At 36.9% G+C, this 23,822-nt stretch carries 28 protein-coding genes; all 28 read left to right on the top strand.

What is annotated here, in order from left to right:
- The first annotated feature begins 103 nt into the window (after positions 1 to 103).
- The 28 genes from lepB (at position 104) to fliL (ending at position 23,800) form a co-directional block, all read left to right on the top strand.
- Complete coding sequence (lepB, locus tag DZB84_RS02175) at positions 104 to 637, top strand: signal peptidase I (protein ID WP_116350603.1); 534 nt, start codon at positions 104 to 106, stop codon at positions 635 to 637.
- A gap of 52 nt (positions 638 to 689) precedes the next feature.
- Positions 690 to 1,532: a ribosome biogenesis GTPase YlqF gene (gene ylqF, locus DZB84_RS02170; protein ID WP_116350602.1), complete on the top strand. Its 843-nt coding sequence runs from the start codon at positions 690 to 692 to the stop codon at positions 1,530 to 1,532.
- A gap of 83 nt (positions 1,533 to 1,615) precedes the next feature.
- The gene (locus tag DZB84_RS02165; RefSeq protein ID WP_116350601.1) at positions 1,616 to 2,395 is read left to right on the top strand and encodes a ribonuclease HII; all 780 of its coding nucleotides are present in this window, start codon (positions 1,616 to 1,618) and stop codon (positions 2,393 to 2,395) included.
- A complete protein-coding gene (locus DZB84_RS02160) occupies positions 2,392 to 2,988 on the top strand; it encodes a hypothetical protein (RefSeq protein WP_116350600.1) in 597 nt (198 codons plus the stop codon). The genes DZB84_RS02165 and DZB84_RS02160 overlap by 4 nt, the downstream gene beginning before the upstream one ends.
- Positions 2,985 to 3,275, top strand: coding sequence for an EscU/YscU/HrcU family type III secretion system export apparatus switch protein (locus tag DZB84_RS02155; protein WP_116350599.1), 291 nt, complete (start codon positions 2,985 to 2,987; stop codon positions 3,273 to 3,275). Before DZB84_RS02160 ends, DZB84_RS02155 begins: the two co-directional genes overlap by 4 nt.
- 292 nt (positions 3,276 to 3,567) lie before the next feature.
- Positions 3,568 to 4,728 (top strand): ADP-forming succinate--CoA ligase subunit beta, encoded by a 1,161-nt coding sequence (gene sucC, locus DZB84_RS02150; RefSeq protein WP_116350598.1) that lies wholly within the window; start codon positions 3,568 to 3,570, stop codon positions 4,726 to 4,728.
- Positions 4,729 to 4,746: 18 nt separating this feature from the next.
- On the top strand, positions 4,747 to 5,649 hold the full coding sequence (gene sucD, locus DZB84_RS02145; RefSeq protein WP_116350597.1) for a succinate--CoA ligase subunit alpha: 903 nt from the start codon (positions 4,747 to 4,749) through the stop codon (positions 5,647 to 5,649).
- 68 nt (positions 5,650 to 5,717) lie between these two features.
- On the top strand, positions 5,718 to 6,599 hold the full coding sequence (gene dprA, locus DZB84_RS02140) for a DNA-processing protein DprA (protein WP_116350596.1): 882 nt from the start codon (positions 5,718 to 5,720) through the stop codon (positions 6,597 to 6,599).
- Positions 6,600 to 6,719: 120 nt separating this feature from the next.
- Positions 6,720 to 8,795 (top strand): type I DNA topoisomerase, encoded by a 2,076-nt coding sequence (gene topA, locus DZB84_RS02135; RefSeq protein WP_116350595.1) that lies wholly within the window; start codon positions 6,720 to 6,722, stop codon positions 8,793 to 8,795.
- A gap of 166 nt (positions 8,796 to 8,961) precedes the next feature.
- On the top strand, positions 8,962 to 9,864 hold the full coding sequence (gene xerC / locus DZB84_RS02130) for a tyrosine recombinase XerC (RefSeq protein WP_116350594.1): 903 nt from the start codon (positions 8,962 to 8,964) through the stop codon (positions 9,862 to 9,864).
- A gap of 17 nt (positions 9,865 to 9,881) precedes the next feature.
- Positions 9,882 to 10,424 carry an ATP-dependent protease subunit HslV gene (gene hslV / locus DZB84_RS02125; RefSeq protein ID WP_116350593.1) on the top strand — a complete coding sequence of 181 codons (543 nt, stop codon included), beginning with the start codon at positions 9,882 to 9,884 and terminating at the stop codon, positions 10,422 to 10,424.
- Positions 10,425 to 10,437: 13 nt separating this feature from the next.
- Positions 10,438 to 11,835, top strand: a complete 1,398-nt coding sequence (gene hslU / locus DZB84_RS02120; protein ID WP_189655118.1) for an ATP-dependent protease ATPase subunit HslU — start codon at positions 10,438 to 10,440, stop codon at positions 11,833 to 11,835.
- A 23-nt stretch (positions 11,836 to 11,858) separates the two neighbouring features.
- The gene (gene codY / locus DZB84_RS02115; RefSeq protein WP_116350592.1) at positions 11,859 to 12,638 is read left to right on the top strand and encodes a GTP-sensing pleiotropic transcriptional regulator CodY; all 780 of its coding nucleotides are present in this window, start codon (positions 11,859 to 11,861) and stop codon (positions 12,636 to 12,638) included.
- A gap of 354 nt (positions 12,639 to 12,992) precedes the next feature.
- On the top strand, positions 12,993 to 13,388 hold the full coding sequence (gene flgB / locus DZB84_RS02110) for a flagellar basal body rod protein FlgB (RefSeq protein ID WP_116350591.1): 396 nt from the start codon (positions 12,993 to 12,995) through the stop codon (positions 13,386 to 13,388).
- 2 nt (positions 13,389 to 13,390) lie between these two features.
- Positions 13,391 to 13,840 carry a flagellar basal body rod protein FlgC gene (flgC, locus tag DZB84_RS02105; protein WP_189655117.1) on the top strand — a complete coding sequence of 150 codons (450 nt, stop codon included), beginning with the start codon at positions 13,391 to 13,393 and terminating at the stop codon, positions 13,838 to 13,840.
- 28 nt (positions 13,841 to 13,868) lie between these two features.
- Positions 13,869 to 14,150, top strand: coding sequence for a flagellar hook-basal body complex protein FliE (gene fliE / locus DZB84_RS02100; protein WP_223254370.1), 282 nt, complete (start codon positions 13,869 to 13,871; stop codon positions 14,148 to 14,150).
- Between the two features lie 33 nt (positions 14,151 to 14,183).
- Positions 14,184 to 15,779 (top strand): flagellar basal-body MS-ring/collar protein FliF, encoded by a 1,596-nt coding sequence (fliF, locus tag DZB84_RS02095; protein WP_116350589.1) that lies wholly within the window; start codon positions 14,184 to 14,186, stop codon positions 15,777 to 15,779.
- An 11-nt stretch (positions 15,780 to 15,790) separates the two neighbouring features.
- The gene (gene fliG, locus DZB84_RS02090) at positions 15,791 to 16,810 is read left to right on the top strand and encodes a flagellar motor switch protein FliG (RefSeq protein WP_116350588.1); all 1,020 of its coding nucleotides are present in this window, start codon (positions 15,791 to 15,793) and stop codon (positions 16,808 to 16,810) included.
- On the top strand, positions 16,803 to 17,564 hold the full coding sequence (gene fliH / locus DZB84_RS02085; protein WP_189655116.1) for a flagellar assembly protein FliH: 762 nt from the start codon (positions 16,803 to 16,805) through the stop codon (positions 17,562 to 17,564). Before fliG ends, fliH begins: the two co-directional genes overlap by 8 nt.
- A 3-nt stretch (positions 17,565 to 17,567) precedes the next feature.
- Entirely contained in the window at positions 17,568 to 18,884 is a 1,317-nt protein-coding gene (gene fliI / locus DZB84_RS02080; RefSeq protein WP_116350586.1) for a flagellar protein export ATPase FliI, read from the top strand.
- Between the two features lie 5 nt (positions 18,885 to 18,889).
- Positions 18,890 to 19,333, top strand: coding sequence for a flagellar export protein FliJ (fliJ, locus tag DZB84_RS02075; protein WP_116350585.1), 444 nt, complete (start codon positions 18,890 to 18,892; stop codon positions 19,331 to 19,333).
- 8 nt (positions 19,334 to 19,341) lie between these two features.
- Entirely contained in the window at positions 19,342 to 19,914 is a 573-nt protein-coding gene (locus tag DZB84_RS02070; RefSeq protein WP_116350584.1) for a MotE family protein, read from the top strand.
- Positions 19,915 to 19,954: 40 nt separating this feature from the next.
- The gene (locus DZB84_RS02065; RefSeq protein ID WP_223254369.1) at positions 19,955 to 21,259 is read left to right on the top strand and encodes a flagellar hook-length control protein FliK; all 1,305 of its coding nucleotides are present in this window, start codon (positions 19,955 to 19,957) and stop codon (positions 21,257 to 21,259) included.
- Between the two features lie 12 nt (positions 21,260 to 21,271).
- Complete coding sequence (flgD, locus tag DZB84_RS02060; RefSeq protein ID WP_116350582.1) at positions 21,272 to 21,733, top strand: flagellar hook assembly protein FlgD; 462 nt, start codon at positions 21,272 to 21,274, stop codon at positions 21,731 to 21,733.
- A gap of 11 nt (positions 21,734 to 21,744) precedes the next feature.
- Complete coding sequence (locus DZB84_RS02055; RefSeq protein ID WP_116350581.1) at positions 21,745 to 22,116, top strand: TIGR02530 family flagellar biosynthesis protein; 372 nt, start codon at positions 21,745 to 21,747, stop codon at positions 22,114 to 22,116.
- A 75-nt stretch (positions 22,117 to 22,191) separates the two neighbouring features.
- Positions 22,192 to 23,115: a flagellar basal-body rod protein FlgG gene (locus DZB84_RS02050; RefSeq protein WP_116350580.1), complete on the top strand. Its 924-nt coding sequence runs from the start codon at positions 22,192 to 22,194 to the stop codon at positions 23,113 to 23,115.
- A 42-nt stretch (positions 23,116 to 23,157) separates the two neighbouring features.
- The gene (locus DZB84_RS02045) at positions 23,158 to 23,352 is read left to right on the top strand and encodes a flagellar FlbD family protein (protein ID WP_116350579.1); all 195 of its coding nucleotides are present in this window, start codon (positions 23,158 to 23,160) and stop codon (positions 23,350 to 23,352) included.
- Positions 23,353 to 23,374: 22 nt separating this feature from the next.
- On the top strand, positions 23,375 to 23,800 hold the full coding sequence (fliL, locus tag DZB84_RS02040) for a flagellar basal body-associated protein FliL (RefSeq protein WP_116350578.1): 426 nt from the start codon (positions 23,375 to 23,377) through the stop codon (positions 23,798 to 23,800).
- The last annotated feature ends 22 nt before the right edge of the window (positions 23,801 to 23,822 follow it).

Here is a 23,822-nt window from a genome sequence, read left to right as displayed (position 1 = left end):
AATAACAAGCTCCTTTTACATTTGAGAGAGTAATTATTATAATAAGAGAATAATACATACTAACGATTTAATAGATGTGAAAAGAACAGGTGGAGGAGCAATGATGGCCAAACAAAAAAATGAACTTTGGGAATGGATTAAAGCATTAGCGATTGCTGTGATCTTGGCAGCTGTTATCCGTTATTTTTTCTTTGCACCGATTGTAGTAGACGGGCTATCAATGATGCCAACTCTTCATCACCAAGACCGTATGATCGTCAATAAAATTGGCTATAAGGTCGGTAAACCGGAACGCTTTGACATTGTTGTCTTCCATGCAACAGTAGAAAAAGATTACATCAAGCGCATAATTGGATTACCGGGTGATCGAATTGAATACAAAAACGATATTCTTTACATCAATGGTAAACCGTATGATGAACCGTATCTAGAGGACTATAAGAAAAACCTAATTGATGGTCCACTAACAGACCCATTTGTTTTTGAAGAAGTTCCAGAAGGGCATCTGTTTGTTATGGGGGACAATCGTCGCTATAGTAAAGATTCACGCCACATAGGTCCAGTCCCTATAAACGAAGTACTAGGAGAAACAAGCCTAATCTACTGGCCACTATCTGACTTTGGTATTGTAAAATAACCTAAAAGCAAAAAATATTCATAAATTAAACCATATAAGTTGGTGAAAGACTTTGACAATTCAATGGTTCCCAGGCCACATGGCAAAAGCAAGGAGACAAGTCACAGAAAAACTATCACTCATCGACATTGTATTTGAACTTGTGGATGCCAGAATCCCTGCATCATCAAGAAATCCAATGATCGATGAAATCATTAAAAATAAACCGAGACTACTCCTTTTAAACAAAGCTGACATGGCTGATCCAAAGGTAACAAAGGAATGGATTGAGTACTTTAAAGAAAATGGAGTACACGCCCTGGCTATAAATTCACAAGCAGGAAACGGCATGAAACAAATAGTGAGTGAAGCAAGGGAAATTTTAAAAGAGAAATTCGACAAAATGGCTGCAAAAGGGATTCGACCACGTGCCATTCGCGCGTTAATTGTTGGAATCCCAAATGTAGGCAAATCTACGTTAATTAATCGCTTAGCCAAGAAAAATATCGCGCAAACAGGTGATCGTCCTGGTATAACCAAGGCACAGCAGTGGATCAAGGTTGGAAAAGAACTAGAACTACTTGATACACCTGGTATTTTATGGCCAAAATTTGAGGACCAAGAAGTTGGTTTGAAACTCGCAACAACTGGTGCGATTAAAGATACAATTTTAAACTTACAAGATATCGCAGTATACGCTCTTCGATTTTTAGAGGAGAATTATCCAGAAAGTCTAAAGCAACGTTATGCTCTTGAAGAAATTCCGGACGATATTGTACTGCTATTTGACGAAATTGCAAAGCGTCGTGGTACTAGAATATCAGGTCGAGTTACCGATTACGATAAAACAGCTGAATTAATCATAAGAGAAATCCGAACTGAAAAACTTGGCAGGCTCACATTTGAAAGACCGTAAAGGTTCGCATAATGCGGGCCTTCATTTTTTTGGGAAAATGACGATATTAACTACATAGAGCTCGAGAAATAGAAGGTGAAGCAATGTCACAATTAACAATCAAAGATATCGAAAAGAAGCTAGCCACGATATATGATGAACAGGATGCGTTTCTAAAAGATTGCGAGCAAGATAGCCGAAAAGGTGTTCAAGTTCTGTTGCAACGCTGGAAAAAGAAAAAGACAGAGGAAAAGGTGTTAGAGCAACAATATAAAGAAATGACCCAATATGAACAGGCTCTTTATAAAAAAGGTATTTCTTATATTGCAGGTGTTGATGAAGTTGGTCGGGGTCCATTAGCAGGACCAGTTGTGGCTGCTGCCGTTATTTTGCCTCAAGATGCCTATTTACCTGGCTTAAATGATTCAAAGAAGCTATCTGAACAAAAAAGAGAAGAATTATTTCAATTAATAACAGAGCGTGCCATCTCTGTTGGAATCGGGATTATACCGGCTGATGTTATTGATGATGTTAATATATATCAAGCTACAAAGCAGGCAATGAAAAAGGCTATATCTGGTTTGTCAGTAAAGCCTGATCATCTTTTAGTCGATGCAATGGAAATACCAATTGATGTCCCACAAACATCTATCATAAAAGGAGATGCGAAAAGCGTATCCATCGCTGCAAGCTCCATCATTGCAAAGGTAACTAGAGATCGCCTCATGGTACGCTTAAGCCATGAGTATCCAGAATACGGATTTGAGAAACACATGGGATATGGAACGGCACACCATCTAGAAGCACTTAAAAAATATGGTGTTACAAGTGAACATCGTCGTTCATTTGCTCCAGTACGAGATTTAATAGAGGTAAAAGAATGATACCTGTCCATTTACTTCAAATATTAATGAAGGGTGAAGCTTTTCAAAGGCTTCACTCTTTATCAAATACAAATTCGAGCGAACAAAAAACACAAGATACTACCACTCATCTCTCCAAGTTATTACCAGTATTAGAGGGGGAAAAAGCAGACAATGTAATCAATCAAAGCCGTTTACCTCAATCAGACACTGTTGAATTAACATCTAATGAATCAAACCAATTTCTACAGCAACAAATGACCTTTCAAAACTCAGCTAATCAAAGTATTATGATTCGAATGGATGGTAGGAAGAAAAATGGGAAAATCGATCCTGATTTTTGTCATCTCCTTTTTTCGTTAGAACTGAATTATTTAAAAGAGGTGGTCATTGATGTTAAAGTTCAGAACCGTATTCTTTCCATTTCCATCTTTAATGACACAGAAGGAATCGGATTGCTAGTAGAGGAACTAAAACCCACTCTTCAAACAAATTTGGAAAAGCAAGGGTATTTGCTTTCATCGATCAAAATTGTGAACCCTACGGAACAAGATAATCAATTTGAGAAAACAAAATTTGAAGAAGTTCATGAAAGAGTGGATGTGAAAATATGAAAAAGACACCTGAAGATTATGAGCTGAAGGCAGTTGCTCTGTCATATGATGAAAAGCTAGATTCTGAGCCAAAGGTTGTTGCAAAAGGCAAAGGTATTATTGCTCAAAATATTATTGAAATGGCAGAGGCTCATGGTATACCAATCCAAGAGGATACTGCATTAGTAGAACTATTAGGTGAACTAAAATTAAATGAGGGTATTCCAGAGGATTTGTACCAGGTAATCGCGGAAATCTTTGCTTTTATTTATAAAATGGATAAAAGTATTGAAAATCAAGATGAATAGTTTTTTGATATAGTATTTTTATAATAAGCAGAAAAAAGAACAAATTCATGCGAAATGGTAGACAAGTAGTATTTTCAGTTATAAAATGAAAGCGCAGTCTAATTTTTGTCTAGTTTGCGTCATTATGATTTGGGACCATTCCCGGTCATTTAAATGATGTACTTTTCTATGCGTATATGATTTTTCTGAAAAATTATAATTGTCATAGAAAGTTTTAAAAAGAAAATGTATAATAACATTTGGACTGACAAAAAATTCTTTGCTTTTTTTACATAAGAATGGAGGATGGGAAATGAATATCCATGAGTATCAAGGAAAAGAGATCCTCAGAAAATATGGGGTAGCTGTTCCTAATGGTAAGGTTGCATTCACGGTTGATGAGGCTGTTGAAGCTGCAAAAGAACTTGGAACCCAAGTTTGTGTTGTTAAAGCACAAATTCATGCAGGGGGTCGTGGTAAAGCTGGTGGAGTTAAAGTAGCGAAGAACCTAGATGAGGTTCGTACATATGCTAATGAAATTCTAGGTGAAACTCTTGTAACACACCAAACAGGTCCAGAGGGTAAAGAAGTAAAGCGTCTTCTTATTGAAGAAGGCTGCGATATTAAAAAAGAATACTATATTGGACTTGTACTTGATCGTGCAACTTCTCGTGTTGTTTTAATGGCTTCTGAAGAAGGTGGAACAGAAATCGAAGAGGTTGCTGAAAAAACGCCTGAGAAGATTTTCAAAGAAGAAATCGATCCTGTTGTTGGATTATTGCCATTCCAAGCACGTCGAATTGCATTTAATATTAACATTCCAAAAGAGTTAGTGAATCAAGCCGTTAAATTCATGACAGCTTTATACACTGCATTCGTTGAAAAAGATTGTTCAATTGCTGAAATCAATCCTCTAGTTGTAACTGGCGATGGTAAAGTAATGGCTCTTGATGCGAAATTAAACTTCGATTCTAACGCATTATACCGTCAAAAAGACGTATTGGAATATCGTGACTTAGACGAAGAGGATGCAAAAGAAATTGAAGCATCCAAATATGATTTAAGCTATATTTCACTTGATGGAAACATCGGCTGTATGGTTAATGGTGCAGGACTTGCGATGTCAACAATGGATATCATTAAACATTACGGTGGAGATCCTGCGAACTTCCTTGATGTTGGGGGCGGCGCAACAGCTGAGAAAGTAACTGAGGCATTCAAAATTATTCTATCTGATGAAAACGTAAAAGGTATTTTTGTAAACATTTTCGGTGGCATTATGAAATGTGATGTTATTGCAGAAGGTGTCGTAGCTGCAACTAAAGAAGTAGGCTTGGAAATTCCTCTAGTAGTACGTCTTGAAGGAACAAATGTAGATTTAGGTAAAAAGATTTTACAAGAATCTGGTCTAAACATTACGGCTGCTGAGTCTATGGCAGACGGTGCACAAAAAATCGTATCACTAGTAGGGTAAGAAAGGCAGGGGACAAACATGAGTGTATTTGTTAATAAAGATACAAAAGTAATTGTTCAAGGGATAACAGGTGCTACGGCCCTTTTCCATACAAAACAAATGCTTGAATATGGTACTAAAATTGTTGGTGGTACCTCACCTGGTAAAGGTGGAACTGAGGTAGAAGGTGTTCCTGTATTCAATACTGTAAAAGAGGCAGTAGATCAAACAGGTGCAACAGCTTCTGTCATTTATGTACCTGCTCCATTTGCTGCGGATGCAATTATGGAAGCAGTTGACGCAGAATTAGATCTAGCAATCTGTATCACAGAGCATATTCCAGTATTAGACATGGTAAAAGTGAAACGCTATATGGAAGGGAAGAAGACTCGTTTAGTCGGTCCTAACTGCCCTGGTGTTATCACTGCTGACGAATGTAAAATTGGTATCATGCCTGGATATATTCATAAAAAAGGTCATGTAGGTGTTGTATCACGTTCTGGTACGTTAACATATGAGGCTGTGCACCAATTAACACAAGCTGGTATTGGTCAAACAACAGCAGTAGGTATTGGTGGAGACCCTGTTAACGGTACAAACTTCATCGATGTACTAAAAGCATTTAACGAAGATGATGAAACATATGCGGTTATCATGATTGGTGAGATCGGTGGAACAGCGGAAGAAGAAGCAGCAGAATGGGTTAAAGCAAACATGACAAAACCAGTTGTAGGATTCATCGGTGGACAAACTGCACCTCCAGGAAAGCGTATGGGCCATGCTGGCGCGATTATCTCTGGTGGTAAGGGTACAGCTGCTGAAAAGATTAAAACAATGAATGAATGTGGAATTAAGGTTGCTGAAACACCATCAGTAATGGGCGAAACGTTAATTTCCGTTCTGAAAGAAAAAGGTTTATACGAAAAGTGTAAAACTCACTAAAAAAAATATTAAAATGAGGCAGTTCTGTTTAAGGAACTGTCTCTTTCTGATGAAAAAAAGGAGTCAATATGGAAAAAACTCGCGAAAATTTAATACATCTACACCATTGTCGGGGAATAGGCTGGAAATCTATTTTTCGAATTTTACAGCATGATCCAACACTTTCTTCCATCTATAATTACCCCTCATCGTTTTATGAAAAAATCCTTCCATTAACCAAAATCCAAATCAATATTTTTTTAAAAGATTTGCATTCTTTATCAATCCAAAGTATGCTAAAACAATATAGCAATAAAAGTGTGGGCATTATTACCATATTTGATCAAGAATATCCTCGTCTTCTCAAACAAATTTATGACCCACCGTGGGTGTTATATACTGCTGGAGACAAGGCCCTATTAAACAGGGAAAAATTATTAAGTGTAGTAGGCTCTCGAACACCTACAGTAACATGCGGGCAAAGTATGGCAAAGGTGTTGGTGCCCTTAATTAAGCAGAATTGGGTATTGGTTAGTGGTTTGGCGCGTGGAATAGATACAATGGCTCATAGGCTAGCAATCGCTCATAATGGAAAAACCATTGCGGTCATTGCTGGTGGCCTTCAACATATTTATCCCCTTGAAAACAAAGAGTTGGCAACTACTATCACTCAAAATCATATACTTATATCTGAATATCCCCCTTTTACAAAGCCAGAAAAATGGCAGTTTCCGATGCGGAATCGAATAATTAGTGGTTTGACCCAGGGCACATTAGTTGTAGAAGCAAAGGAAAGAAGTGGTTCGTTAATCACAGCAGATCAAGCACTAAACCAGGGTAGAGAGGTTTTTGCCATTCCTGGTTCTATTTTAGAACCTTCATGTGTTGGAACGAATAAATTAATTCAGTCTGGAGCAAAATTGGTGCGTACCAGCGAGGATATTTTATCAGAAATTCACACTTCATCATAAAAATATATATGAAAAATTTATAAAAATTATCATAACAGTTTGACAAACTGTCCATGAATATTTAATAATATGGAGGATTTATTTTAATTCAGAATTTAACCTCTAAGGAGGAAGCGATACATGTCGGACTATTTAGTCATAGTTGAATCACCAGCAAAAGCAAAAACAATTGAAAGATATTTGGGAAAAAAATATAAGGTAAAGGCTTCTATGGGTCATATCAGAGACCTCCCAAGAAGTCAAATGGGTGTAGATCCAAAAAATCATTTCGAAGTGAAATATATAACAATCCGCGGTAAGGGTCCAGTATTAAAGGATTTAAAAACGGCTGCAAAAAAGGCAAAAAAAGTTTATCTGGCAGCTGACCCCGATCGTGAAGGTGAGGCAATTGCATGGCATCTTGCCCATTCATTAGATTTAGATATTCATTCAGACTGTCGAGTGGTTTTTAACGAGATTACGAAAGATGCTATTAAAGAGTCTTTTAAGCATCCGCGCCCGATTAATCAGGATTTAGTAGATGCACAGCAAGCAAGACGTGTTCTTGACAGATTAGTAGGCTATAATATTAGTCCACTGCTTTGGAAAAAAGTAAAAAAGGGCTTAAGTGCCGGTCGAGTACAATCCGTTGCAGTCAGACTTATCATTGATAGAGAAAAAGAAATTCAAGCTTTCGAGCCTGAAGAATACTGGACAATTAAAGCGGACTTTTTAAAAGGAAATGAACAATTTGAAGGACAATTTTACGGTGTAAAGGGAAAAAAACTAGAGTTAACAAATGAAACAGAGGTAAAAGATATTCTTTCAACAATTGAAGGCAACTCATTTACGATTACTTCTGTCACAAAAAAAGAACGAAAAAGAAACCCGGCACCACCTTTTATTACTTCTTCTTTACAGCAAGAAGCTGCACGTAAATTGAATTTTCGTGCAAAGAAAACCATGATGCTTGCACAACAATTATATGAAGGTATTGACCTAGGTAAAGAGGGAACGGTCGGTCTAATCACATATATGCGTACCGATTCAACACGTATTTCAGAAACCGCAATTGAGGAAGGTTCACAATATATTGAAAAGACTTTTGGTAAACAATTTTTAACAGATACAAAAAGAACAGGGAAAAACGGAAAGAATACCCAAGATGCTCACGAAGGGATTCGACCGACCTCTGTCTTTAGAGAGCCAAATAGTGTGAAACAATATTTAGGCAGAGATCAATTTAGATTGTATAAACTTATTTGGGAGCGTTTTGTTGCAAGTCAAATGGCTTCTGCAATTATGGATACAATGAGTGTTGACCTGAATAATGGCGATGTTGTCTTTCGAGCAACTGGCTCAAAAGTTAAATTTCCTGGTTTTATGAAGGTGTATGTTGAGGGTAATGATGATAATATTGAAGAAAAAGAAAATATGCTTCCAGAGCTAGTAGAAGGAGACCAAGTGTTTTCGAAAGATGTTGATCCAAAGCAACATTTTACTCAGCCACCTCCACGCTATACGGAAGCAAGACTTGTAAAGACCCTTGAAGAATTAGGGATAGGCCGACCTTCTACGTATGCACCAACTCTAGATACCATTCAAAAGAGAGGGTATGTGTCATTAGATAACAAGCGATTCGTACCAACGGAACTTGGAGAAATCGTTGATGAATTAATGCTTGAGTTTTTCCCGAAAATTTTGGATGTAGAGTTTACTGCAAAAATGGAGAATGACCTTGATGAAGTCGAAGAAGGAAAGACAGAATGGATTCAAATTATAGATGATTTTTATAAAGATTTTGAAAAAAGATTAGAAATTGCGGAAGCAGAGATGCAGGAAGTTGAGATTAAGGATGAACCTGCAGGTGTTGATTGTGAAAATTGCGGACACCCCATGGTTTATAAGATGGGACGTTATGGAAAATTCATGGCTTGCTCCAATTTCCCTGATTGCCGCAATACTAAACCAATTGTTAAAGAAATCGGTGTTCCTTGTCCGAAATGTGGTAAAGGAAACATTGTCGAAAGAAAAAGCAAGAAGAAACGAATTTTTTATGGCTGCGATCAATACCCTGAATGTGATTTTCTTTCTTGGGATAAACCACTACCGAGGAAATGTCCAAAGTGCGAGAACTTGCTTGTGGAGAAAAAACTCAAAAAAGGCATTCAAGTACAGTGTGTTGAGTGTGACTACAAAGAAGAACCTCAAAAATAACTTGTGTGGTGGGTTATAATTATGACTCACCACTTTCCTTGTTAAAGTATGTGGAAATAGACGTGATTTCTTGCGCAATTCAGAATTTTGTAAAAAAATCAGAGTTTTTATTTGCAAGGGCTACTAAATTGTGATAATATTTAGTAGCCCTTGTGAGGTGAAAATAATGGAAAATGTGAACAAATCGTTACAGTTGTTCAAAGAATATTTACAAATCGAGAAAAATTATTCAGAATATACAATTGTCCATTATGAGCAATCAATCGAACATTTTTTCTTATTTCTGAATCAAGAATCCATCTCAGAGTTATCTGATGTGACATATTCGGATGTACGACTGTATCTTACAGAGCTTTACAAGAAACAATATGCAAGACGTACTGTTGCAAAAAAAATCTCAACATTGCGCAGTTTTTTTAATTTTCTTCTCAGGGAAAAGCTTATTTCTCAAAACCCATTTTCATTGGTTTCGTTGCCTAAAAGAGAACAAAAGCTTCCTCACTTTTTATATGAAGAAGAATTGGAAAAACTTTTCAAAGTTTCGGATGTTTCTACAAGTTTAGGGCAGCGGGATCAAGCTATACTTGAATTGCTTTATGCAACAGGAATCCGTGTAAGTGAATGCTGTAAGCTTACTCTTCAGGATCTCGATTTTTCTGTAGGAACCGTGTTTGTTCATGGAAAAGGAAATAAACAACGCTATGTTCCTTTTGGAAGCTATGCCGAACAAGCACTTACAAACTATATATCAAAGGGTCGTAAGGAATTGCTCGAAAAAGCATCAGTACATACAAACAGTCTTTTTCTTAATTTTCGTGGTGGACCTTTAACAACGAGGGGAGTCCGGTTAATCCTAAATAATATGATTAAAAAGACTTCATCTACGATACATATTAGTCCACACGTATTAAGACATACATTTGCTACACACCTTTTAAACGAGGGCGCTGATATGAGGTCTGTACAAGAACTGCTCGGGCACGAAAATCTGTCGTCAACACAAGTTTACACGCATGTTACAAAGGATCATTTGCGGAATATTTATCTATCCTCACATCCACGTGCATAAGGAGGTTGTTCTAAAAAATGTCAAATTTTCATGCAACAACAATATTTGCTGTCAAACATAATGGTAAATCAGCGATGGCAGGAGATGGTCAAGTAACCTTTGGTAATGCTGTGGTTATGAAGCATACAGCAAGAAAGGTACGTAAGCTGTTTCAAGGAAGAGTAATTGCAGGGTTTGCGGGTTCTGTTGCAGATGCATTTACCCTTTTTGAAATGTTTGAAGGACGCCTTGAGGAGTTTAATGGGAATTTACAAAGGGCAGCGGTTGAACTTGCAAAAGAATGGAGAAGTGACAAAGTTCTTCGTAAATTAGAGGCTATGCTAATTGTGATGGATGAGAAGGATTTGCTTCTCATTTCGGGAACAGGCGAAGTGATTGAACCAGATGATGGAATTCTTGCCATTGGTTCTGGCGGAAACTACGCTCTTTCTGCAGGTCGTGCCTTAAAAAAATACTCAGGTGACCATTTAACGGCAAGAGAGATAGCAAAAGCTTCGTTGGAAATTGCAAGTGAGATTTGTGTGTATACTAATGAAAATATTATAGTTGAAGAACTATAAGGAGGGGATTACTTTGAAAACGAATTTAACCCCAAGACAGATTGTTGAAAAACTAGATCAATACATTATTGGCCAAAACGAAGCTAAACGAGCCGTATCAGTGGCATTAAGAAATAGATACCGCCGCAGTTTACTTAACGAAAAGCTGAAAGATGAAATCGTTCCAAAAAATATACTGATGATTGGACCAACTGGTGTTGGAAAGACCGAAATTGCAAGACGGTTAGCAAAGCTGGTTGGAGCTCCGTTTATTAAGGTTGAGGCTACTAAGTTTACCGAAGTAGGTTATGTTGGTCGAGATGTAGAATCAATGGTTCGTGATTTAATCGAGACAGCTGTTCGTCTAGTGAAAGAGGAAAAAATGGCGGAAGTTTCTGAACGAGCTGGTGAAAATGCCAATAAGCGTATTGTCGATTTGCTTGTCCCAGGTTCAAAAAAGCAAACAACTTATAAAAACCCACTTGAGATGCTATTTGGTGGGAATACTAATGAGCAAGAAACAGAAAAGTCTACAGAAGAAGAAAGTGTAAGCGAAAGAAGAAAGCGAATGGCTCACAAGCTTGCACTTGGAGAACTAGAAGATTATTATGTTACAGTGGAAGTAGAAGAACAGCAGCCGTCTATGTTTGATCTTTTTCAAGGCTCCGGTATGGAGAGCATGGGAATGAATATGCAGGATGCGCTAAGCAGTTTAATGCCGAAAAAACGCAAAAAGCGTAAATTAACGGTTAAAGAAGCTCGAAAAGTCTTGACAAATGAGGAAGCAGCAAAGTTAATTGATATGGATGAGGTTACTCAAGAAGCTGTAAATCGTGCTGAACAATCAGGTATTATTTTTATAGATGAGATTGACAAAGTAGCAGGTAAAAGTCATAATTCTTCTTCGGCAGATGTTTCCAGAGAAGGAGTTCAACGAGATATTTTACCGATTGTGGAAGGTTCAACCGTTGTAACGAAATATGGATCCGTTAAAACAGATCATATGTTATTTATTGCAGCTGGAGCATTCCATATGTCAAAGCCTTCGGATTTAATCCCTGAATTACAAGGTCGTTTTCCGATTCGTGTAGAGCTTACGAAACTAACGGTCGATGATTTTTATCGAATCTTAGTTGAGCCAGATAATGCGCTATTGAAACAATATTCAGCATTATTAGAAACAGAAGGTATACAACTTGAATTTTCTGACGATGCTATTCGTAAGATAGCTGAGGTTGCCTTCCAAGTGAATCAGGACACGGATAATATCGGAGCTCGTCGACTACATACGATTTTGGAAAGACTTTTAGAGGATTTATCATTTGAAGCACCAGATGTTACGATGGAAAAAATCACGATTACGCCACAATATGTGGATGAGAAATTAAGTACGATCGTGAAGAACAAAGATTTAAGTCAGTTTATTTTGTAAGATTATCAGGAGGAACAAGTAAAATGCCATTATTAGAAAGAACACGAAAAATTAATGCGATGCTGCAAAATGCAGCAGGTAAACCAGTTAACTTTAAGGAAATGTCAGAAACTCTACGCGATGTAATTGGAGCAAATATTTTCTTATTAAGTCGCCGTGGAAAGCTTCTAGGATTTGCGATTAATCAACAGATTGAAAATGAAAGAATGAAGAAAATGATCGAGGATCGTCATTTCCCTGAAGAGTACACACAAAGCCTATTCAATATTCGAGAAACTTCATCTAACCTTGATATTGAAAGTGCGTATACAGCTTTCCCAATCGAAAACAAAGATTTGTTTAAAAGTGGTCTAACAACAATTGTACCAATTATCGGTGGCGGTGAACGCTTAGGTACACTTATTCTTTCAAGACTTGATCAACGTTTTGAAGATGATGATTTAATTTTAGCTGAGTATGGTGCAACGGTTGTTGGTATGGAAATCCTTCGTGAAAAAGCAGAGGAAATTGAAGAAGAAGCAAGAAGTAAAGCAGTTGTTCAAATGGCGATTAGTTCATTATCATATAGTGAATTTGAAGCTATTGAGCATATTTTTGAAGAATTAAACGGCAATGAAGGTTTATTAGTTGCAAGTAAAATTGCAGACCGCGTTGGAATCACAAGATCAGTTATCGTTAATGCATTAAGAAAACTTGAAAGTGCTGGTGTAATTGAATCCCGTTCACTAGGCATGAAAGGTACTTACATTAAAGTACTAAACGATAAGTTCTTAGTGGAATTAGAAAAACTAAAATCACATTAAGAACAAAAAACGAAGATGGATTTCTCCATCTTCGTTTTTTTTATGATTTTATCAAATGACAAACGATGTAATAATGTTCAAAAAAAGCAGATCACATTTCTATCATAAATTGTCGATTTTTTGTAGTGGAAATAAGTTCATGTCTTTTTTTTGTAAAAAACACATGAAAGTCCACAACTTTAATCCTATAATTAAGAATGGAATTCATAGGGATAAAGTCCTATATTGTCGAAAAACATCACTTTTTATCACAAGCTTCATAGACAGATAGATTTAATTTCATTACAATAATAAAGAGTTAACACAATACGTTATATTTATTCGAAGTAACTATATTTTTTGTGAGGGGATAAGATGAAACTTTTTTCTAATACGATTCATTCACTAGAAAAAGCATTAGATTATTCAGCTCTACGACAGAAGGTAATCTCAAATAATATTGCAAATGTTGATACGCCAAATTACAAAGCACAGGATGTTAGCTTTAAAAACCTTCTATCGAATGAAATGAATAGTCAATTGAGAGCAAATCGTACGAATGAAAAACATTTCGAATTTACTAGTAGCAAACGCCTAAACAGCCTACTCGCTACAAAGAATGATACAGCGTATAACCATAACGGTAATAACGTTGATATAGATAAAGAAATGACACTATTAGCGGAAAACCAAATTTACTATAATGCCGTAACCGAAAGAATTAGTGGGAAGTTTAATACCTTAAAAACCGTGATTAAAGGAGGGAACTAAGAGTGTCAATTTTTCATAGCCTTAATACAAGTGCTTCTGCACTAACTGCTGGACGACTTAGAATGGACGTTATTTCTTCAAATATGGCAAATGTGGATACAACAAGGGGAAAACTTGTTGATGGTCAGTGGCAGCCGTATAAACGAAAAATGGTAGTTCAGCAGCCACTAGGAAATAGTTTTTCTTCACATCTATCAAAAGCGATGAACCAATCGAAAGTTGGAAACGGAGTTAAGGTGACAGGAATCGTTGAAGATGACACTCCATTCCAGCTTGTATATAACCCGGATCATCCTGATGCAAATGAAGATGGCTATGTCGCACTTCCGAATGTAGACCCTCTAAAGGAAATGGTCGATTTAATTAGCGCCACAAGATCGTATGAGGCGAATGTGACAGTCCTTAATGCCTCAAAAGGAATGTTAATGAAGGCTTTAGAAATTGGAAAATAGGTGATGAACTGTGATTGAAAAGATAAATATTGCGACACCGCAGGTTTTTTCGAAGCCCGGGGTACAACAAAAAACAGCAAGTGCTGTTCAAAAGGAATTTAGCCATTTTTTAAAAGACGCCATCAATAATGTGAATGATTCACAAAAGTCATCGGATATCATGACCGAAAAGCTGATTAAAGGCGAAAACGTTGATTTGCACCAAGTTATGATTGCTTCTCAGAAAGCGAGTGTTTCCTTGCAGGCGACACTTCAAATTCGAAATAAAGTAGTAGAGGCATACCAAGAAATCATGAGGATGCAGGTTTAATCCGAAATAATACAGCTTGATAGGGGTATGTAAATGAAAGAGAAACTTCTTTTATATAAAACGAAGATAAGTGAATATTGGAAGAAACAATCCGGTCTTCAAAAGACCATAATAATTGGATTGCCTGTACTTTTAATTTTCGTTATTTCGCTTACCGTGTTTTTTACAACAAAATCAACCCTTGTTCCTTTGTATAGTAACCTTACACCACAGGAAACAGGGCAAATAAAAGCAACTTTAGATTCTCGGGGAATTCAATCAGAAATAGCGGATAATGGATCAACCATTAAGGTACCAGAGGAAGTGGTAGAAACCTTAATGGTTGAACTTGCGGCAGAAGGAATACCAGATAGTGGTAATATTGATTATTCATTTTTTGGTCAAAATGCGGGTTTTGGGATGACCGATAATGAATTTAATATGCTTAAACTCGAATCCACTCAAACTGAATTAGCTAATCTAATCAAGGGCATCGATGGGATAAATGATGCGAAGGTTATGATTAGCATGCCGAACGATGGGATTTTTGTTAAGGATAGCCAGGCAGAGGCATCCGCTTCTATCGTTCTAAACACGAAACCTGGGTATAGATTTGAACAAGAACAGATCAAATCTTTATATCACCTAGTTTCAAAAAGTATTCCTAATCTACCTACTGATAATATCGTCATAACCAACCAAAACTTTGAGTATTTTGACTTGGAAACTGAAGAAAAATTAGCGGTTGTTGGAAATGTGGCGTCACAGCTTGAATTAAAACGTGAAATTGAAAGAGATTTACAAAGACAGGTCCAGAAAATGCTTGGAACAATGATGGGACCAGATAAAATCGTCGTGTCGGTTACAACGGATATTGATTTTACACAAGAAAACCGTCAGGAAAACCTTGTAACACCAGTTGATCCTGAAAATATGGAAGGTATTGATATCAGTGTTGAAAGAATAACTGAAACCTTTACTGGTGATGGTGCGCAAGTGGGTGGAATAAGCGGAACTGGAGAAAATGAAGTCCCGGCTTATAATACTGGTGGACAAACTGGTAATGGCGATTACGAACGCATTGAAGAACGTGTTAATAAAGATGTGAATCGAATCACAAAGGATATTGTTGAAGCTCCTTATAAAATAAGAGATTTAGGGATTCAGGTTATGGTTGAAGCGCCAGACCCTAAGGATCCTGCATCGATGCCACAAGAACGTGTCGATGATATTGAAAAAATACTAAGTACCATCGTAAGTACTAGCATTAATCAGGACGAGAATAATCAATTAACACAACAAGAAATTCAAGATAAGATTGTTGTTTCTGTTCAAGAATTTAATGGAAAATCAACTACAGTTACTGAAACGCCAGTAATTTCAACAATTCCTTTATGGATTTATATTGTAGGTGGTCTTTTAGTACTTGGACTTATCATTCTATTATTCTTATTTTTACGCAAAAAGAAAGAGACGATTATCGAGGAGGAAGATCCTCAAACAGAACCAGTATTCTTTGATCATATTCCTGATGTTAATGAGGAAAAAGAATCAGAAGCAACCGTTCGAAAAAAACAATTGGAGAAGCTTGCGAAGGATAAGCCAGAGGATTTTGCAAAATTATTACGTTCATGGTTAGCAGATGAGTAGGAGGTGGCGAAATGGCAAAAAGAGATATTCATAGTGGTCTTACCGGCAAACAAAAAGCAGCCATTCTCCTTATTTCACTAGGGCCAGATGTTTCTGCTTCAGTGTATAAGCATCTGTCAGAGGAAGAAATTGAAAAGTTAACCTTAGAAATTTCTGGTGTTCGAAAGGTCGAAGCAAATACAAAGGAACAAATTATGGAAGAGTTCCACCAAATTGCCATTGCCCAGGATTATATTACCCAAGGTGGAATTGGTTATGCAAAGACAGTTCTTGAAAAAGCACTGGGGGAAGAACAAGCAGGAGTCATTATTAATCGATTAACGTCTTCTCTTCAGGTTAAACCGTTTGATTTTGCAAGAAAAGCAGATCCTGGACAAATTTTGAACTTTATCCAAAATGAGCATCCACAGACGATTGCCTTAATACTATCTTATTTAGATTCAAGACAAGCGGCACAAATTTTATCCGAGCTGCCTCAAGAGGTTCAAGCAGATATCGCAAGAAGAATCGCAATAATGGATCGTACTTCACCTGAAATTATTAATGAGGTTGAGCAAATCCTTGAACGCAAGCTTTCAGCGACGGTAACACATGATTATACCCAAACCGGTGGCATTGAAGCTGTTGTGGAAGTGTTAAATGGAGTCGATCGTTCAACAGAAAGAACGATTTTAGATGCGCTTGAGATTCAAGATCCAGAGCTTGCAGAGGAAATCAAAAAGAGAATGTTTGTCTTTGAAGACATTGTTACTCTTGATAACCGAGCCATTCAACGAGTCATTCGTGATGTAGAAAATGAGGACCTCATGTTATCACTTCGTGTTGCAAGTGAAGAAGTGAAGGAAATTGTCTTTAAAAATATGTCCAAACGGATGGTTGAAACATTTAAAGAAGAAATGGAATATATGGGACCAGTTCGCTTGCGTGATGTTGAGGAAGCTCAATCACGTATTGTGGCGGTTATAAGAAGACTTGAGGAAGCTGGAGAAATAGTCATCGCTCGTGGTGGAGGAGATGATATCATTGTCTAACGTTATAAAGTCAAATTCGACTCTCTCTAAGGATATTCCAAAGAGAGTCATCGGGCTTAAAGTCTTACAAACCATTGAAAACAATCAAATAGAGCTAGAGCAACAAGATATACAAATTGTTTCCAAAAAAATGTTAGATGATGCGAAAGAACAGGCTGATAAAATTGTCAAAGATGCGATTGCTTATTCCAATTCAGTGAGACAACAAGTATTAGTTGAAAAACGTAATTGGGAAGAAAAGCAACAAGAATTGTACCGTAAGACATCGGAAGAAGGCTTTCAATCTGGGATGATTGAAGGTAGAGAACAAGGCTATCAAGAATATTCGGATTTACTAACCGAAGCTCGTCAAATTATTGATGCATCAAAGCATGATTACAATCAATATCTGGATTCTTCAGAAGAAGTTATTTTAAAGCTTGCGATGAAGGTAGCAGAAAAGGTTATCGGGATTCATCTATCAGAGCAACCAGGAGACTTTACCCACCTTGTAAAAAAGGCCATTAAAGAAGTAAAGGAACATTCCGATATAACGATTCAAGTCCACCCACGCTTTTACCCAATTGTGATAGAGCAAAAAGAGGATTTGACCGCTATTCTTAACCGGGAAACCAATCTTTTTATTTATCCGAATGAAGATCTAGGAGAAGCTGATTGTGAAATTGAATCTTCCTTTGGAAAGATTAATGCAAGTGTTGATACCCAGCTTTCTGAGATTAAAGAAAAATTACTTTCTTTGTTATTGGAGGAATAGGCTGTGAAGGCAATCGAGCTTCTAAATGAAATCCATTCAATCGATTCTTATAAACGGTACGGTAAAGTTACAAGAGTCGTGGGCTTAATGATTGAATCGCGCGGACCAGAATGTTCGATTGGAGATTTGTGCTATATATATGTTGGCTCAAATCATAAAAGATGTATCCAAGCTGAAGTAGTCGGATTTCGTGAGGAACATGTAATCCTGATGCCATTTTCTAATGTGAAGGATATATCACCCGGCAGCATTGTCGAAGCTACTGGCAAACCACTCGATATTAAGGTTGGCACTGGATTAGTTGGAAAAGTATTAGATCCACTTGGTCATCCGCTGGATGGAAGTGGGCTACCTAGGGGGTTATCTTCTGTACCTACTGAACAAGATCCTCCAAATCCATTATCTCGCCCTCCTATTGATGAGCCAATTGAAGTTGGTGTGAAAATGATAGACACTTTGTTAACTGTTGGGAAAGGACAGCGTGTCGGTATTTTCGCAGGTAGTGGTGTCGGGAAAAGTACTCTTTTAGGAATGATTGCTCGTAATACGACCGCGGATATTAATGTGATTGCACTTGTCGGGGAACGTGGACGCGAGGTGCGAGAATTTATAGAAAAAGATTTAGGTGAGGAAGGTCTAAAAAGATCCATTTTAGTTGTGGCAACTTCCGATCAGCCAGCGCTACTTCGTATCAAAGCAGCAATGACTGCGACAGCAATAGCTGAATATTTCAGAGACAATGGTCTTGATGTCATGTTAATGATGGATTCCGTTACTCGTGTTGCGATGGCGAGCCGCGAAATTGGCTTAGCAATTGGTGAGCCACCGACAACAAAAGGTTATACACCAAGCGTTTTTACAACACTCCCGAGACTGTTGGAAAGAACAGGGACGAATCATTTAGGTTCGATAACTGCCTTTTATACAGTTCTAGTGGATGGAGACGACATGAATGAGCCGATAGCAGATACGGTCCGAGGGATTCTAGATGGACACTTCGTGCTTGATCGAAGTCTTGCAAATAAAGGACAATATCCAGCCATTAATGTTTTAAAATCAATCAGTCGAGTTATGAACCAAATTACAACAAGTGAACATAAGGCTAATGCTGAAAAACTCAGGGGTATTATGGCAACTTATCTTAATTCAGAGGACTTAATTAATATTGGTGCCTATAAAAGAGGATCCTCCATAGAAGTTGATGAAGCCATTAGGTATTATCCAAAGATTATATCGTTTATAAAACAACAAACGGATGAGAAATTTACGTTTGAAGAAAGTTTACACTTATTGGCACAATTAGCTGAAAAAGGTGAATGAATCAAATGAGCTACAAGTTCAAATTTCAAAAAGTGATGTCGATAAAAGAAAATGAGAAAAATCAAGTTCTGGCAGATTATAAATCTTCCGTTAAGGAATTTGAAGAAGCGGCAGAAGCTTTATATGAATCATTAAAGAAGAAAGAAACATTAGAAGAAGATCAAAGACAGCAGCTACAAAGTGGATTATCTATTCAGAGCATTAGGCATCAGCAGTCTTTCATTACCGCCCTGGAAAAAACAATTATGTATTACCAACATCTTGTCATTAAAGCTAGAAGTAAAATGCAGCAGTTGCAAGCAATGTTAACCGAAAAAAATATTGAAGTTAAGAAATATGAGGTCATGCATGAAAAGGATTTTGCTATTTATGAAGGACAAATAAAAATGCAGGAAAGCCAAATGATGGATGAAATTTCAATTCAACAATACATGTCAAAAGGAAGATAGGTGATCAAATGGAGCCCAATGAAAAAGAATACAGCAAATTCCAATGGTTTCTGTTTGTCGTACTAATTCCATCCTTCTTTACATTGGTTGTCATTTTTGTTCTATTATCTGTGGCTGGATTTAATCCAATTGGAACTGTCAAGGATTTTGCGGCCAAGGTTCCAGGTGTTTCTTCCCTTTTTAATAACGAAGAAGATTCAAAGATCCAAAAAGAGGATGAAGTATCGGTTTCAGATTTAGAGGCAGACATTCAAGCAAAGGAATCAAAAATTACACAACTTGAAAGTGAATTGGAAACAAAAGACGACGAAATCCAGTCATTAGAGCTTGAAATCGAAAATCTTTCAGATGAGATAGTCAGAATTCGGGAAGAACGTTTAGCGAAAAGCAAATCATTAAATGATTTAACCAAAATGTATGAACAAATGTCTGCCAAAAATGCGGCAAAGATTATTCCAAATTTAAAAGATGACGAAGCAAGAGAGATCCTTTCTAGTATTAATACTGAAAAACTAGCTGCCATCTTTGAAAAAATGTCACCTGAAGATGCTGCAAGATTTACCCAATTGATTACCCAATAAAGTATTTTAAGCACTTGAAGGGAGGTGAAATGACGTGAACATGGTTGCAAACTTTGATCCTTCAATGGGTTCCATTCGTAATGCTGTCGAAACCGGAACAGTAGGTAATAGATCTTTACAAGGAAATGGTTCATCACAAATGTCTTTTCGGGAAAGTTTAGAGGCATTAGTAAATGAGCAGCAACCGAACGAAAAGACTCATACAATGGGTCCGCAAAGCTTAACTGATGAGGTAGGAGAAGGCGAATCAACTGAATCTGAATTAATCCAGTATTTATTAGCTGACATCGAAACGTTTACGAAGGAGTCCATCGACCTATCAGATTATGAAGATGTATTTCTAACCCTTCCACCTGATTTAATTGAACAAATAAAAGCATTTATTTCTGATATTCAAAATGGTGACAAAAAGTTGGAAGTTGACCAGGGTTATGGTAAGGCCGAACTCATAGGACTACTTTTAGTAACAGCACAATATGTAGAGGAACCTTCAAACACAAATAAAGAAGGGCTTATCTCTTTACTTAAACAATTGAAAATGACTTTTAACGAGCTCTTACCAGCATCATCTAATGGGCTAACTGATAAAGAACTGACTGATATAAAGTTTAACAAGACTATACAGGATATGATGCAAACACTAGAAAATAAGCTTTCAGATAAGCCTTTAACAGAATCACAAAATAAGCATCAATATTTGCAAGTAGTCCATGCAAGGTATTTCTCTACACCTAAAGGGATGGAAACGCCACAAACAGTTATAACGGATAAGCTCTTGCAAAAGACAAGCAATATGACTCAGGTTATAACATCAACGCCAGAGGGAACACCATTAAGTGATGTAGGTTCAAATCAATTATCTAAAGTGCAACAATTTTCATTGTTTGTAGAACAAAATGGAAAGCAGATGCCAAATCAGCAACAATTTATTAAACAATTTCAAAACATCCTAGCACGAAGCAACTTTTTTAATAGTGGAGGGCAGCAAAAACTATTATTTAATTTATATCCTGAACATCTTGGTTCATTACGAATTGAACTTCTTCAAAGTGAGTCAGGAATGATTGCAAGAATTATGGCTTCTACGACTCAAGCAAAGGAGTTAGTTGAATCACAACTAACGAACCTAAAGCATACTTTCTTAGCTCAAAATATTTCAGTGGAAAAAATTGAGGTCTCAACACAACTTCAGTATCAAACTGAAAGAAGTTTACAAAGAGAAAGTGAACAGCAACAAGGCCAACAATCAGGAAGACAACCAAAAGAGAATGACCAGCAAGAAACCAATGATGAACACTCTTTTACATCCGTTCTACTTGATGAACTTGTCAATTTTAAAGTATAGGTGGTGAATGAAGTGGCGACTAAAATTGATTCAAATCTTTATCTATCGAATTTAAAACCTGAAAGAAAAACGGGTAATGACATTTTAGGTAAAGATGATTTCTTGAAAATTTTAATGACTCAGCTCCAAAATCAAGACCCGATGAATCCAATGGAAGATAAAGATTTTATCGCGCAGATGGCGACCTTTACTTCATTAGAGCAAATGACAAATATGAATAGTACTTTAGAAAAATTTGTGAATGCTAATCAGGGTGAACAACTCTTAAAATACAGCAATATGATCGGTAAAGAAGTAGAATACAGCTTTAAAACGGAAGATGAGGACGGAAAAGAAATCATTAAAAATGGACAAGGAATTGTCACATCCGTTTCACAAAAATCCGGTTATATTGAGCTAGAGTTGAAGGATGGAACGAAGATTTATAGTGATGAAATTTTGAAAGTGAAGCAACCTTCTAACAAAGAAGAATAGGAGGTGAATACATGGACCATCGAATTTATCAAATACAAAATCATCCTTTATCCTTACAAACTCGTAAAAAGGTGCTGCATGCTGAACCACCTAAAATATCATTTAAAGAAACACTTGAAAATGAGACAAGCTTGGTTATAAGTAAGCATGCCCAAAAGCGGTTAGACGAGAGGAATATTAATATACAAGATTCAAAATGGAAAGAAATCCAATTGAAAATAAAGGAAGCTAAAACAAAAGGAATCCGAGATTCATTGGTTGTTACGAATAATGCAGCATTAATCGTAAATGTCCCAAATAACACGGTCATAACAGCAATGAATCGAGATGAAGCAAACTCACAGATATTTACGAACATAAATGGAACGATAATTTTAGATTAATTAGGCTGGACCTTAACAGGAAGCCAAGGTGTGCGGACTGACAGAAGCCACCTACATTCGAAAGGGGAAAATGAAATGTTACGTTCAATGTACTCAGGAATTAGTGGAATGAAAAACTTTCAAACCAAACTAGATGTGATTGGTAATAATATTGCAAACGTAAATACGTATGGCTTTAAGAAAGGTAGAACAATCTTTAATGACATCATGAGTCAAACGATTAATGGTGCTACAGCGCCTGGTCAATCGCTCGGTGGTGTTAACCCGAAACAGGTTGGCTTAGGTTCATCTTTAGCAGCTATAGATACAATCCACAACAGTGGAAGTACACAAACAACTGCTAGAATTTTAGATTTAGCAATTGCTGGCGATGGATTTTTCCAGGTAGCACCAACAGATACACCGACTACTGGATTTTCGCAAGACGCAGTATACACAAGAGCTGGTAACTTTTATATGGATCAAGATGGATATCTTGTAACAAGTGCGGGTATGTATGTTCAAGGTTTTTCACCAAATGCAGTTATTGAACCAACTGATGTAGATTCAGGGTTGTTCGATTTTAATGTATCCCCACCTGAATATAATCCAAATAATATTGCTGGAGAACCAGCGATTAATTTTAAACCAATCCAAATCCCGACTGATGCAAAAAGCATGAGCATCGGTAAAGATGGTTCGGTCACTTATGTAGATGCTGCTGGAACATTACGTTGGGCAGGTCAGCTTGTGTTAGCGAAATTCCCAAATACAGGTGGTTTAGAGAAAGTGGGAGGAAATCTCTTCCAACAATCATCAAACTCGGGTATTCCAGTCGTCGACTTTGCAGGTCAATCTGGTCTCGGATCAATCGAATCTGGTGCACTTGAAATGTCAAACGTTGACCTTTCTGAGGAATTTACAGAAATGATCGTAGCTCAGCGTGGATTCCAAGCGAATACTCGTATCATCACAACATCTGATGAAATCCTACAAGAACTCGTAAACTTAAAACGTTAAGGGGGCAGGGGTTTTAGTATTTTACTAAAACCCCGATAAATCTTGATTACATTGACAAAATTAAATGACAAAGAATTCACATTAAATGCAATTTATATTGAGCAGGTTGAGTCCTTTCCAGATACAACAATTACATTAACAAATGGCAAAAAATTTGTTGTAAAGGAAACGGAAGAGGATGTACAAGTGAAGGTTCTTGAATTTTATCAAAAAATAAATGTACTTGGCCTTCGTTAATGCTTGGGGGGGAAAAGGTGCTATGAAAAATAAGCTGCTTGTAATAATGGTCATCATTTTAAGTACGATAACTTTAGTCGGTACCACTGCTTTTGTCATTTTAACAAAGGTAACAGCAAGTGAAAATCAAAAGGAACCGTCAATTGATCAAGTACTAAAAGCTACCGTCGAAATTCCTGAAATCACAACTAAATTACTTAGTGATGATTATATTCGTATATCCTTTAACATTCAGACAGATGGTAAAAAGGGAAAAGAGGAATTAGAAAAACGACAATTCCAGGTAAGTAATATCATTATAAAAGAGCTTTCCAATATGACATCTGATGAATTTAAAGGCGAAGAAGGAATTGTCAATCTTGAAGATAGATTAAAAGATCGAATAAATGAATTAATGCAAGATGGAACTGTTATTAAAGTTTATGCGACATCCTTTCTTCCGCAATAACCAAAAATATTAGAATCAAGTA

Source organism: Bacillus sp. HNG, assembly GCF_003400205.1.
Classification (GTDB): Bacteria; Bacillota; Bacilli; order Bacillales; family Bacillaceae_L; genus Ferdinandcohnia.
Note: the sequence above shows the minus strand (reverse complement) of the source record. Positions and strands in the feature narration are given on the sequence as shown.